General features: G+C 75.1%; 9 protein-coding genes. All 9 read right to left on the reverse strand.

The window, feature by feature from the left end; all coding sequences use genetic code 11:
• Positions 1–14: 14 nt before the first annotated feature.
• Entirely contained in the window at positions 15–1,322 is a 1,308-nt protein-coding gene (locus ACWD3O_RS26550) for an MFS transporter (protein ID WP_451417620.1), read from the reverse strand.
• Positions 1,323–1,384: 62 nt separating this feature from the next.
• Positions 1,385–2,485, reverse strand: coding sequence for a winged helix DNA-binding domain-containing protein (locus ACWD3O_RS26555; RefSeq protein ID WP_451417621.1), 1,101 nt, complete (start codon positions 2,483–2,485; stop codon positions 1,385–1,387).
• Between the two features lie 189 nt (positions 2,486–2,674).
• On the reverse strand, positions 2,675–6,622 hold the full coding sequence (locus ACWD3O_RS26560) for an amino acid adenylation domain-containing protein (protein ID WP_451417622.1): 3,948 nt from the start codon (positions 6,620–6,622) through the stop codon (positions 2,675–2,677).
• The gene (locus ACWD3O_RS26565; protein WP_451408566.1) at positions 6,619–7,845 is read right to left on the reverse strand and encodes a cytochrome P450; all 1,227 of its coding nucleotides are present in this window, start codon (positions 7,843–7,845) and stop codon (positions 6,619–6,621) included. The genes ACWD3O_RS26560 and ACWD3O_RS26565 overlap by 4 nt, the downstream gene beginning before the upstream one ends.
• Before the next feature lies 1 nt (position 7,846).
• Positions 7,847–8,056, reverse strand: a complete 210-nt coding sequence (locus tag ACWD3O_RS26570; protein ID WP_451417623.1) for an MbtH family protein — start codon at positions 8,054–8,056, stop codon at positions 7,847–7,849.
• A 44-nt stretch (positions 8,057–8,100) separates the two neighbouring features.
• Positions 8,101–8,850 carry a thioesterase II family protein gene (locus ACWD3O_RS26575; RefSeq protein WP_451408568.1) on the reverse strand — a complete coding sequence of 250 codons (750 nt, stop codon included), beginning with the start codon at positions 8,848–8,850 and terminating at the stop codon, positions 8,101–8,103.
• Between the two features lie 3 nt (positions 8,851–8,853).
• A complete protein-coding gene (locus tag ACWD3O_RS26580; RefSeq protein WP_451417624.1) occupies positions 8,854–10,626 on the reverse strand; it encodes a non-ribosomal peptide synthetase in 1,773 nt (590 codons plus the stop codon).
• Positions 10,623–12,134 (reverse strand): aldehyde dehydrogenase family protein, encoded by a 1,512-nt coding sequence (locus tag ACWD3O_RS26585; protein WP_451417661.1) that lies wholly within the window; start codon positions 12,132–12,134, stop codon positions 10,623–10,625. Before ACWD3O_RS26585 ends, ACWD3O_RS26580 begins: the two co-directional genes overlap by 4 nt.
• 211 nt (positions 12,135–12,345) lie before the next feature.
• On the reverse strand, positions 12,346–13,422 hold the full coding sequence (locus tag ACWD3O_RS26590; RefSeq protein WP_451417625.1) for an AfsR/SARP family transcriptional regulator: 1,077 nt from the start codon (positions 13,420–13,422) through the stop codon (positions 12,346–12,348).
• Positions 13,423–13,528 lie beyond the last annotated feature (106 nt).

The following is a 13,528-nucleotide window of genomic DNA, read 5'->3' on the forward strand; positions in this document are numbered from 1 at the left end:
GTCCGCGGGAGGGGCTAGGCCCCGACCTTGGTGCCGTCGGCGGCGGGCCCCGCCGCGTCGGCCGCGAGGGCGGCGTCCCCGGTGCCGTCGGGGGTGCCGTCGCCGCCGGGCATCTCCTTGATGGCGGCGACCGGGCCCCTCAGCAGCGTCAGACCGCCGAGGACGGTGATCGCTCCGGCGACGGCCAGGCCTCCGGTGAGGCCGATGCTCTCGCCGAGCGCGCCGCCCACGAAGTAGCCGAGCGACAGCGCGCCGTACACCGCCGAGAGGGCGGCGCCGCTGACGCGGCCCATCTGCTCGTTCGGGGTGACGCCCTGGACCAGGCTGAGGACGTGGATGTCGAACATCGGCGAGACGAAGCCGATGACGGCCTGCACCACGATCAGTCCGACGAAGCCGGCGACCGTGCCGCCGGTCGGCACCAGGACGTAGCCGATGCCCAGCACGACGGCGGTCAGGACCAGGGTGCGGCCGACCGTGAGGACCTTGGTGACCTGCTCGGAGAGGACCGCGCCGGCGATGACGAAGACCGACATCACGGCGAAGGCCACGCCGACCTGGCCGGGGCTGAGGTCGAGGACCTGGTACGCGTACACGATCAGCAGCGCGTCGCCCATGGCGGCACCGAGGTTGACCACGACGTTGGCGGTGAACAGGCCGCGCAGCACCGGGGTCCCGAAGAGGGTCTTCAGGCCCTCCTTCATCTCGGCCTTCGCGGAGGCCTTGGTCTCCTCCACCCGGGCCCGGCTGTCGCGGTGCCGGATGAACAGCAGGGCGGCCAGCGAGATCAGGAAGGTGAACGCGTCCACGGTGATGGCCCGGGCCGCGCCGAGCAGCTGCATCAGCGCGCCGCCGGCGCCCGCGCCGACGGCCTCGGCGAGGCTGCGGCTGATCTGCAGTTTGGTGTTGCCCTCGACGAGGTTCTCGGTCCCGATCAGCTGCGGCAGCCAGGACTGGTAGGCGACCTCGAAGAAGGCGGTGAGGACGCCGGAGACGGCGGCCACGATGTAGACGTGCGTCATCGTGACGGAGTCCAGCGCGAAGGCCAACGGGATCGAGCCGAGTGCGGCGAAGCGGCCCAGGTCCGCCACGATCATGATGGTGCGGCGCGAGACCCGGTCGGCCACGAGGCCGGCGACCGGGGCGAGCAGCAGGAACGGGAGGAAGCGCAGAGCGCCGAGGACACCGACCTCGAACGCTCCCCCGTCCAGGATGACGACCGCGAGGGTCGGTAGTGCGAGCAGGGAGATCTTGTCACCGAAGTTGCTGACGGTCTGCCCGAACCACAGTCGGTTGAAGTCGTGATGCCGACCGAGTGCCATGTCGACGCCCTTTTCTGGTGGGGGACGGTATGTCGAACGGCACCGAACGTAGGAAGGGCGGGTTAGGGACCGGTTACGAATCCGGGCGGCCGGAGACCGGTCGTGGAGTGCGTATGAGAGCCGTCGTAGAAGCGTGAGAGGTCGGCGCTCTCCCGCTCGACGCCCTCGGCGATCCGCTCCGCGGCGGCGGGGTCGGCCAGCGGCCCGCCGGGGAAGGGTTCGACCACCGGCTGGGTGCCGCGCCGGCCGCCCGACCAGGTGGCCACCGCCAGCCCGTCCACCAGGACGGTCGCGCGGATGACACCGCCGCCCGGCCACACCCGGTGTTCGTGCTCGGCGGGCACGGACAGCTCCCTGCGGCGGTGGGCGAGCAGGTAGTTGTCGTAGGCGGGCAGCAGCCGCACGTCGCCCTGCGGGGTTCCCGTCGCGTCCTCCCACCGCGGTTCGCCGGCCGCGGCCCAGGCCTTGCGGCAGACGGTGGTGCGCAGCCCGGACCAGTGGGCGAAGTCCGCGGCGTCCGAGGGGCCGTGGGCCCGGCGGTAGCGGCGGGCGAGTTCGGCCGCGGCCGCGTCCCCGGTGAACGGGAGCGGACCGGTCCGCGGCAGCCAGGTGTCGAGGGGGACGAACGTCGCCTCCCCGGCGCGCTGGGGGCCGTGGCAGATCAGCCCGGACAGTGCCGCCCGGCGGATGAGGTGGAAGGCGGCCTGCCCCTTGCTCTCCACGCCCAACGCGGCGAGCCGCTCGGTGAGTTCGGCCCGGGTCAGCGGGCCCTCGCCGTCCACGGCCCGCAGGAGGAGCCGGTCGGATCGCTCGCACAGCCGCTCGTCCAGGCCGAGTTCGCGGAGCCTTCGGGCGCCGAGCGCCAGGTGCACCGGGCCGAGCAGGGCGAGCAGCCAGCGGGCGTCGTCCGCCGCCACCAGCTGCAGCGTGCCGCGCATGAACCAGCCGCGGATCGCGGTGCGTTCGTCGTCGGTGGCGCGCCGGACGTCGTCGGCGGTCAGGCCGGCCACCCGGACCCGCAGGCCGAGGGCTGCCGCCGGGAGGTCCTGCGCCTGGACGGCGAGCACCCGGTCCAGTGCCCCGGCGACGGTGGTCTCCCGGACCCCGCCGGCGATGGCCTGTGCGCGCGCCCTGAGCAGCCGGTCGGCAGTTCGTCGGTCCATGGGTGCAGTCTTGCACCGAGTCGGCGTGAACGACCCCCGAACGGCGCACGACGATCAGGCCCCGGCACGCGCGAGGATCGGCCCCGCGGCGCACGACGGTCAACCCCCGGCGCGCACGACGATCAGGCCCCGCGCCGGGCCCTTCGGGAGCCCGTGGCGCGGAGCCTGACCGGTCGTGCGGCGCTGCCGTCAGCCCCTGCGGCGCAGGACCGCGTAGTAGCCGGGCAGCAGCAGGGCCTCCGCGTCGGAGCGGGGGTCGAGGGCGTGCAGCTGGATCGCCCGGTCGTCGAGGATCTCCCAGTCGTCCGCCGGGAAGGCGGCGGCCAGTTCGGGCCGGGTGAAGCGCTGGGAGTGGCGCACGCCGGCGGCCTCCAGCGGCCCGACCAGGTCCTCGGCGCGGCCGCGCTTCCCGCCGACGAACCCGAGGTAGCCGAAGGAGTTGCTCGAGTAGTCGGGCTCGTGGACGATCAGTACCCCCTCGGGGCCCAGCAGCCGGCCGGCCACGGTCGCGAGGCGGGCCCGGGCCGCGCCGTCGAGGACGTGGAAGACGCCGCGGACGAAGATGTTGTACGGGCCCTCGCCGAGGGCGGCGGCCTGCTCGGCGTCGGTCATGTCGACGGCGAGGTACTCGACGTTGGAGACGCCCTCCGCGGCCGCCTCGCGCACGGCGTGCTCGATCGCGCTGGCGGACACGTCGACCCCGACCACCCGCGGGTAGTGGGGGGCCATCTCGCGGCTGTAGCGGCCGTTGCCGCAGCCGAGGTCGATGACCGGCAGGTCGTCGCGGAAGTGCTGCCGCGCCTGGCCGAGCAGCCACCGGAACTCCTCGCCGCTGTCGGCGTCCCAGATGACGTCGCCGCCGCGTCCGGTGCGCCGGATCCCGGCCCAGTAGCGTTCCCAGGCGTCGCCGGTGTCGCGGGCCTCGGCGGGTCCGCCGCCGGTGTCGCCGTGCTCACCGGGCGGCGGCGAGTACCGCTCCCAGACGTCCTCGCCGCCGAGTTCCGCGAGCAGGGCGACGAACTGCCGGAACATCGCCTCGATCAGCCCGTCCGGGTACACGGCGGGCAGGTAGTCCCAGTTGAACGTGAGACCGCCGGCCTTCTCGAAGACCTGGAAGTCCAGCGAGACCTGCGGGGTCTGGGAGATGCCGTAGACCGGCACGCCCAGTTCGTTCTCCTCGTACTGCGGCGGGTGGCCGGCGAGGCTGGTCATCACCACGGGCATGGCGGGCGCGAGAGTGCCGCGCAGCTTGGTCAGCTCGCGCAGGACCTGGACGCCGCTGAAGTAGCGGTGCTCGAGGTCGGCCCACAGGCGGCGCTGCACGGCCTGGGCGCGTCCGGCGAAGGTGGTCTCCTCCTGTTCCACGGCGAGCAGCAGCGTCGTGGTGGTGTCGGCGAGCAGGGAGTTGACCTGCGGGTGGAGCGGGAGCCGGTTGAAGAGGGGGAAGTTGATGGTGAAGCGGGCCTGTCCGGAGGCCGTGCCGAGGACTTCGGCGTAGGCCGCCGCGAGCACCCCGGACGCGGTGACCTTGCGGTCGCCGGCGCGCTCCTGGATCCGGTCCCACAGGGCGGCGGGCACCACGTGGCTGAGCCGCTCGAAGCGGACCGGGCGGGCCGGGGCGTCGGCGGGCCGTTCGGGGAGCTGGGGCGCGGGGGGCAGGGTGGCGAGGCGGTCGCGCCAGTACCACTCGGAGCGCCGGTAGAGCTCGCTGTCGCGCAGCGAGTCGGCGACGGCCAGCACGTAGTCGCGGAAGGTCAGTTCCAGCGGCGGGAGTTCGGCCCCGGGCTCGGTGTAGTAGGCGACCAGGTCTGGGACCAGCACCTGGAAGTAGCTCCACGCATCGGCCACCAGGAAGTCCAGGCACAGGTGGACGCGGGCCCGGCCGCCGCCGAGCAGGCTGATCCGCACGTCGAACAGCGGCCAGGCGTCGGCGTCGAGCACCTGGTGGGACAGGCGCTCGCGCAGCGCGGCGAGTTCGGCCTCACGGGCGGCGGGGTCGAGGCCGCCGAGGTCGGTGACGGGGATGTCGTACGGGGGGATCTCCTCGTACACCTGCTGGGTGCCGTCGGGGAGGACGCGGGTGCGCAGCGCGTCGTGGCGCTCCACCAGCCGGCGCCAGGCGGCCTCGAAGCGGGGGACGTCGAGGCTCTCGCTCTCCCACTCGAAGTAACCGTGGCAGCCGACGTTGCCGAGGTCCACCAGTCCCCCGCGGCCGATCCACAGCGCCTGCTGGCTCTCGGTCAGCGGGAAGGGCTCGAACCGGGCGTCCGGGTCGGGGACGATCGCCGGCAGGCCGCCGAACTCCCCACGTCCCTCGGTCCGTTCGGTGACGATCAGGGCGCCGAGTTCGGCCACGGTGGGCCGGGCTGACAGGTCGGAGAGGCTGAGCTCCACGCCGTAGCGGCGGCGGATCTCGTCGATCAGCTGGAAGGCCAGCAGCGAGTGGCCGCCCAGTTCGAAGAAGTTGTCGTGGATGCCGACGCCCTCGGTGCGGAAGGCCTCGGCCCACAGGCGCACCAGCGCGTCCTCGGTCTCGTCGCGCGGCGGCTCGTACCCGGTGGCGACGCCCTGCCGCGGCTCGGGCGGCTCGGGCAGGGCCCGCCGGTCGACCTTGCCGTTGGGCAGCCGCGGCAGGGCGGGGAGCACCACCACGGCGCCGGGCACCATGTAGTAGGGCAGGGTGCGGGCCACGGCGGCGCGGACGGCGGCGGGGTCGCAGGGCCCGGTGCCGTCGGCCGAGACGTACGCCACCAGGCGCTTGTCGTCGGCGCCGCGTTCCTGGGTGACGACGACCGCCTCGGCGACGGAGCCGACCCGGGCGACATGCGTCTCGACCTCGCCCAGCTCCACGCGGAAGCCGCGGATCTTCACCTGGGCGTCGGAGCGGCCGAGGAGTTCGACGGCGCCGTCCTCCCGGCGGCGGGCCAGATCCCCGGTGTCGTAGAGCACCGGGTGGGGGTCGCCGGCGACCACCCCGGAGCGGAACTTGGTGGCGGTCAGCTCGGGCAGGCCGTGGTACCCGGCGGCCACTCCGGCGCCGGAGACGTGGAGCCGTCCGACCTCGCCGTCGGCGACCGGGCGGTCCTCCTCGTCCAGCAGGTGCACCCGCATGTTGGCGATGGGCACCCCGACGGGCACCTGCCGGGTGGCCCGGATCCCGGCCGGCGTGGCCTGGCTGGTGAAGTCGACTCCGGCGCCGAGGTCGAGGCAGCTCAGCACGTTGGTGGTCTCGGTCGTGCCGTACGTCATGACGACGCGGAAGGGCGTGTCGGTGGGCGGCCAGGAGTGCACGCGCTCGGCGGTCGTCACCAGGACGCGCAGCGCGGTGTCCGGTGCCCAGTCGAGCTGCCAGACGGGCTCGGCGAGGGCGGCGACGAGCATGGTGTGGGTGATCCGCTCGACGGCGAGCCAGTCCCGGATCTGCTCGGGGGTCTGCGCCCGGCCGGTCTCGGGGATGTGGACCGCCGCGCCCAGCGGCAGGTACGGCAGCCACTCCATGATCTGCACGGCGAAGCCGGGCGTGGACATCCAGGAGGCGCGGTCGCCGGGCCGCACCCCGTAGGCGCGGCCGGTCCAGTGCACCAGGTTGGTGAGGGCGCCGTGGCGCTCGAGGACGGCCTTGGGGGTGCCGGTGGAGCCGGAGGTGTAGATGAGGTGGCTGACGGTGTCGGGACCGGCCGGGACGCCGGTCGGCGTGTCCGGCCGGTCCTGTCCGGCGGTGGCGACCTCGGCGCGGGCCACGTCCTCGGGTATCCGCGGGGCGATCTCGGCCGGGGTGAGGACGAGCAGCGGGCGGGCGTCGCCGATCATGGCGGTGAGCCGCTCGTCGGGGTTGACCGGGTCGAGCGCCACGATGGCGGCGCCGGTCTTGAGGATCGCGAGGGAGCCGATGACGTGGTCGGCGCTGCGCGGGTAGCACAGGCCCACCCGCTCGCCCGGGGCCGCGCCGCGCGCGATCAGGGCGTGGGCCAGCCGGTTGGTGGCGGCCTCGAGTTCGGCGAAGGTCCACACCCGGGCGCCCTGGACGAGGGCGGGGGCGTCGGGGGTCCTGGCGGCCTGCCGGGCGAGGAGCTCGGCGTACCCCTCGGCGGGGAAGTCGGTGTCGGTCCGGTTGTAGTCGATCAGTGCGGTGGTCACAGCGCGGCCCTTTCTGCGGGTGCGAGAGCTCGGCTGCGCAGCAGCCGGACCGGGAGGCTGGTGATGCCCCAGGTGAAGTTGGACGAGTTGAACAGCGCCGGGCCGGTGAGCTCGAAGCCGTCGAGGGCGCCGAGCATCTCGGTGAGCAGGGCGCCGAGTTCGAAGCGGGCGAGCCGCGCCCCCAGGCACAGGTGGCGGCCGTGGCCGAAGGCCACGTGGCGGTTGGGGCGCCGGTCGACGCGGAAGGCGTGCGGGTCGGTGAAGACGTCCTCGTCGCGGTTGGCGGAGACGTTCCACAGGGTCACCCGGTCGCCGGCGGCGACGGGGGTCCCGGCGATCTCGGTGTCGCGCAGCGCGGTGCGCAGGGCGTGCACGCCGGGGGTGGTCCAGCGCAGGATCTCCTCGACGGCCGGGGCCACGCCCCCGGGGCCGAGGCGGCGCAGCAGTTCCCACTGCTCCGGCAGCCGGGCGAACATGTGGACCGCGCCGGCGGCGGAGTACCGGGTGGTCTCGTTGGCCCCGGACAGCACGCCGTTGCAGTTGAAGACGATCTCCTCGTCGCTGAGCGGCCGTGCGGTGCCGTCCCCCTCGTCGACGAGGGTGTCGTGGGCGATCTGGCTGACCAGGTCGGTGCCGGGGCGGGCCCGCCGTTCGGCCAGGAGCTCGATGAAGTAGAGGAAGATCTCGGAGTGGGCGTTGCTGCGGACGGTCTCGTCCGGGGAGTCGAAGGCGTCGGTGGTGAGCGCCCCGATCCAGGCCCAGTCGGCGCGCGGGATGCCCATCATGGCGCAGACGACCCGGTTGGGGAGCTGCTTGGCGAGGTCGATGAAGTCCAGTTCGCCGGCCTCGGCGGCCTCGGCGACCAGGTCGGCGACGACGCCGGTGACCAGGGCCTCGAGCCGGGGCATCTGCTGCGGGCCGAACGCCTGGTACAGGGCGCGCTTCAGCCGGGTGTGGTGGGGTGCGTCGGAGACGATCAGCATCCGCTGGGTGACGGCGGCGACGGCGGCGGGTTCGCTGCCGAGCCGCATGCCGCGGGCGGAGCTGAAGGTGTCGCTGTCGGCGTACACGTCGACGATGTCGCGGTGCTTGCTGAGCACCCAGAAGCCGTCGCCGTCGGGTTCGGGGTGCCGGTACACGGGCGCGTTGGCCCGCAGCCAGGCGAAGGTGTCCCAGAAGTCGTCGCGGCGGAACGGCTCCGGGTCCAGCAGGTCGATGTGCATCTCAGGCTCCTCGGCCCGCGGGCGCGGCGGCGGCCGCCGCTCGGGCGCTGCGGGGGCGGGTGTCGGTCCAGTGCGCGTCCACGTGGGCGACGCACGCGTCCTCGGTGCCGCTGAACCCGGCCGGCGTCCAGCCGTCGGGCAGCTCGCGCCCCTCGGGGTACAGCGCGTACTGCTCCTCGTGGTTGACGAGGACCTGGTAGGTGGTGGGCACGGCTCCTCCGGCTCTGCTCGCGCGGTCGGTGGCGTCGGCGTCGGTCAGCCGACGGGGGCGGGTGCGGGGGTGCCGTCCCGCAGCAGCCCGGTGAGGTGGGCCAGCAGCGGCTCCGGGCGGCGCAGCACGGCGTGGTGGCCGCCGTCGACGTGGTGGAGGCGGAAGCCGCGGCTGGTGACCGCGGCCCAGCCGGCCATGTCGTCGGTGGTGACGGTCTCGTCGCCGCGGGCCCGCCAGGCGTGCACGGGGGCGGGGACGGGGTCGCCGGGGACGTGGGTGTAGCTCAGCGACAGCACGGCGTCCTTGCGGAGCATGGCGACCATCAGGGCGCGGGTGTCCTCGTCGAGGAAGGCGGGGTCGAGTCCGGCGGTGTCGAAGAGCTTGTCGAGTTCGTCGGCGTCGTCGACGATGCCGCGGCCGGCGCCGTCCCAGTGGCCGGGCGCCCGGCAGCCGCTGACCACCAGGGCGTCGGGGGTGACGCGCCGGGCGACCTCGTAGCCGAGGAGTCCGCCGAAGCTGTGGCCGAAGACGACCAGCCGGCGGCCCGCGGCGACGATCGGCCTCAGTTCCTCGGCGACGGCGTCGACGGCCTCGCCGAAGGTGTCCGGCATCGGCTCGTGCCAGCGGGTCTCGCGGCCGGGGAGCTGGACGCCGTGCACCTGGGCGATCCCGGTCAGCGCGGGGATCCAGGAGCGGAACTGGTGGCAGCCCGCGCCGGCCGGCGGGAGGCAGAGCAGCACCGGCAGTTCGGCGTCCCCGGGGCCGGCCGGCCAGGTGGAGATCCAGGTGCCCACGGGTCAGGCCCCCTCTGCGGTCAGGAGCCGGTCGTCCGCCGCGGCGCCGAGGCGGTCGAGTTCGGCGGCGACGTCGGTGACGGTGGGGCGGGCGAGCAGCGCCCCGAGGGTGATGGCCAGCCCGGTGGTGCGGCGCAGTTCGGCGACGACGCGGGCGGCGGCCAGCGAGTGTCCGCCCAGGGTGAAGAAGTCGGCCTCGGGGCCCGGCACCTCGATCTCCAGCACCTCGGCCCACACGGCCATCACCTCCCGCTGGCGGGTGGTGGCGGACGCCGTGGTGCCCTGGCTGGTGGGCACGGTGAGTTCGCGGGCGAGGGCGGCCCGGTCGGCCTTGCCGGTGCCGAGGGTGGGGATGCGGTCGACGACGCGGACGGTGGTGGGCACCGCCGCCTCGGGGAGGAGCTTGGCGCAGTGCTCGGCGACGGTGGCGGCCAGTTCCCCGGCGGGCCCGGTGCCGGGCGCGGCGACCACGGCGAGGCCCAGCGACTGTCCGGAGGCGAGCGGGCAGCAGGCGGCGGCGACCACTTCGGGGAGCTGGGCGGCGATCCGCTCCACCTCGCCGGGTTCGATGCGGTGGCCGCGGATCTTCATCTGGTCGTCGCGGCGTCCCCGGTACTCGAGTTCGCCTCCCGGCCGCCGCACGACGACGTCCCCGGTCCGGTACATCCGGGTGCCGCCGCCCTGGAAGGGGTCGGGCAGGAAGCGGGCTGCGGTGAGGCCGGGCCGGTTGCGGTAGCCGCGCGCCACGGCGGGGCCGCCCAGGTAGAGCTCGCCCTCCTCGCCGGCGGGCACCGGCCTCAGCTCGTCGTCGAGGACGTACGCCCGCTGGTCGGGCAACGGCCGTCCGATGGTGCTCACGTCGTCCCCCCGCTCGCTGTCGGCCCAGGTGGCCGCGACGGTGGCCTCGGTCGGCCCGTACACGTTGAGCAGCCGGCGGCCGCGGGCGAAGCGTTCGGCGAGCGCCGCGGGGCAGGGTTCGCCCGCGACCACCACCACCTCGGCCTCGTCCAGCCCGGCGCCGTGCGCCGCCAGCAGGGACGGGGTGAGGGAGGCGGTGCGCAGTCCGGCGGGGAGCGGTTCGCGCCCCTCGGCTTCGGCGCGGCGCAGCCCGTCCAGGGAGAGGTCCACCAGCGCGACGCCCTGGCCGTGGACGAGGTACAGCAGGGTGCACCACAGCCAGCCGTCGAAGGCGGGCGAGACGGCGTTGAGGCCGAGGCCGCCGGGGGTCAGGCCGAGGCCGTCGAGGGCGGCGGTGAAGGAGTCGAGGCCGCGGTAGGTGACCTCGACGCCCTTGGGCGTGCCGGTGGTTCCGGAGGTGTAGACGACATAGGCGCAGGTGTCCGGTCCCGGGAGGGTCACCGGGGGTGTGCCGGGAGCGCCGGTCACGGGGGCGGCCGGGTCGAGGGTCGGGACGCCGGCGAGGCCGGGTCCGTGGCCGCTGGTGACCAGGAGGCGGGCCTGGGCGTCGCGGAGGACGGTGGCCCGGCGTTCGGCCGGGTGGCCGGGGTCGAGCGGCACGGCCGTGGCGCCGAGGCTCCACACCGCGAGCAGGGCGGGCACGCTGTCGCGGGACCGGCCCAGGAGCAGCCCGACGGCCGTCTCCGGTCCGGCGCCCGCGCGTTCCAGGACGGTCGCCAGTTCGGCGGTGCGGGCGGTGAGGGCGGCCCAGGTGAGGGTGCCGTCCTCGGCGTGGACCGCCAGGGCGTCCGGGCGTTCGGCCGTCCGGCGCCGCAGGGCGGCGAACAGCGGCGGGAGGGGGGTGTTCTCGGGGGTCATCCGTCGTTCCTCTCCTGGCGCGCGGCGCCGGCCTGCGGGGTGGCCCGCAGGCGGGGGCCGACGACCTGGCCGCCCTGTTCCTGCGGCAGCTGTAGCGACTTGGTCTCCAGGAACGCCTCGAGTCCGGCGTTGCCGCACTCGCGGCCGATGCCGGACTGCTTGAAGCCGCCGAACGGCGCCGCCGGGTTGAAGGAGCCGCCGTTGACGTCGACGAGGCCGGTCCGGAAGCCGCGCGCGACGCGCTGGGCCCGTGCGTCGTCGGCGGACCAGACCGCGCCGTGCAGCCCGTAGCGGGTGCCGTTGACGATGCGCAGGGCCTGCTCCTCGTCGTCGTACGGCATGACGCACAGCACCGGGCCGAAGATCTCCTCCTGCCCGATGGTGGACAGCGGGTCGACGTCGGCGAAGACGGTGGGCCGCACGTAGTACCCGGTGGTCAGGCCCTCGGGCCGGCCGGGGCCGCCGTGCACCAGGCGGGCGCCGCCCTCCGTGGCGCCGCGGCGCACGTACTCGCCGACGCGGGCGTACGCGGCGGCGGACACCAGCGGCCCGAGGTCGGTCGCCGGGTCGCGGGGGTCGCCGGTGACGTAGCCGTCCATGGCCCGGCAGGCGAGCTCGACCGCCTCGTCCTGGTGGTCGCGGGGCACCAGGAGGCGGCTCCACTGCAGGCAGGTCTGGCCGGTGTTGAAGAGGGCCTGGTCGACGGTGGCGGCGACGGCGGCCGGCAGGTCGGCGTCGTCCAGCACCAGGCTGGCGTTCTTGCCGCCGAGCTCGAGGTGGATCCGCTTGACGCCGTCCGCGCCCAGCGCCGACACCTGGCGTCCGGCGCGGGTGGAGCCGGTCAGGGAGACGACGTCGACGAGCGGGTGGGAGACCAGGGCGGCGCCGAGGGTGTCGCCGGTTCCGACGACCATGTTGACCACGCCGGGCGGCAGGTCGGCCTCGGCGAACACCTCGGCCAGCAACCGGGCGTGCAGCGGGGTGAGTTCGCTGGGCTTGTGGACGACCGCGCAGCCGGCGGCCAGCGCGGGCAGCAGCTTCTGCACGGTGAGCAGCAGCGGGGTGTTCCAGGGGGTGACGCAGGCGGCGACACCGGCGGCCTCGCGGACCACCAGGGAGTGGCCCACCCGCTCCTCGAAGGCGTAGGAGGCGGCGGTCTCCACGCAGTGCGCGGCCATGCCGACGGCGAGGCCGACGTGGGTCCGCAGCGCGATCCGGGAGGGCGCGCCCACCTCGGCGGTGATCAGGCCGGCGAAGCGCTCGGCGTTGCGTTCCAGGCCCTCGACCACGCGGCGCAGCAGCGCGGTGCGTTCCCGGACGGGGGTGGCGGCCCAGCCGGGGAAGGCCTCCGCGGCGGCACGCACGGCGCGGTCTGCGTCGTGGGCGGTGCCGGCGGGGACGGTGGCCAGCGGCGCCTCGGTGGCGGGGTCGGTGACGACCAGCCGGCCGGTGGCGTCGGACGCCGTCCAGCGGCCACCGATCCACTGGTCGTCGTAGCGGGGCGGCAGGGGTGCCGCGGCGGGTTCGGCCGCCGGCGCGGCGGCGTCCTGCGGCACGGTCAGCACGGTCACGGTGGGTTCCTCACTGGGTGGCTCGGTCACGGGATGCGTGCGGGCGGTAGGGGTGCGGGGCGGGCGCCGCTCCTCCTGCGGGCGGTGGCCGGACGGGCTGTCAGGCGGGCCCTCGGACCGGCCGTCAGGCGGGCTCTCGGACGGACCGTCAGGCGGGCCGGGCGCGGGCGGCGTCGCCGGCCCGGGGCAGGTCCGGACGGGCGGCGGACCGGGGCAGGTCCGGGCGGGCGGCGGACCGGGCGTCGGGGCGGGCCCGGCGCGCGGAGCGGGCCCGGAGCCCGGGCACGGACGCGGGCACGGAGACGGGGCCTGTCCCCGGTCCCGGCAGGGCGCCCGGTCCGAGCCCGGACGCGGTGCCGGTCCCCTCGGCCGTCGGAGAGGTGAGGTTCGGCCAGGCCGGGTACCGGGGGCCGGCGGGGACCGCGCGGGGGCGGGGAGCGGGGAGGATGGCGCTCAGCAGCCGCTGGGTCTCCCTCGACGGCGCCACCGCCAGGTCGTCCCGCAGCCGGCGCGCGCACAGGTCGTACCAGCGGCGGACGCAGGTGTGTTCCCCGCGCCGGCCGTGGGCCGCCATCAGCGCCCGGTAGGTCTCCTCGTGGTGCCGGTCGACGCCGAGGGTGCTGCGGCAGATCTCGATGAGGTCGGGGAAGTCCTCCCGCTCGTCGGCGTCGGCGCGCAGTACGTCCAGGGCCCGCAGGGCCAGGGACCGCAGGTACTCGCGCTGTTCGACGACCCAGTCGGTGCTCTCGCCGCGCAGGAACTCCCCGCCGTAGAGGGCGATCGCGGCCCGCAGCCGGTCCCGGGCGGTCGCGCGGTCCCCGGCGCCGGCGGCGCGCAGCCCGGTGTGCACCAGCTCCTGGAAGCGGTCCACGTCGGACCAGAGGTCGGTGACGTCCAGGGCGTAGCCGAAGTCGCGGTAGTGGAGCCGGATGCCGGACCCGCCGGAGCTGTCGGGGTGGGCGTCGAGGACCCTGCGGAGCCCGTGGGCGGCGACCTTGAGCGAGCTGTCGCCGGCGGACCGGCCGGATCCCGGCCACAGGGCCTCGTTGAGGCTGTCGCGGGTGAGGGTCTGCCCGCGGTGGATCACCAGGTACTGGAAGAGGCCGCGGGCCTTGCCGGCCCGCCAGCGCCGCACCGGGACGCCGTTCACGGTCAGTTCGAAGTCGCCGAGGAAGCGGACGCGTACCGCCGCCCCCCGTGCGGTTCCGGTCACCGCGGTGGTCATCGCTTCCTCCCGGGATCCGTGACGTGCCGTTGGCCTGCGGCGAGTGTGTTCGGGCCCTCTACAGGCGGCCTATACCGGCCGGATCCCGACTCTGTAGGGCCGTCAT

The sequence above is a fragment of the Streptomyces sp. NPDC002640 genome (genome assembly GCF_053592575.1).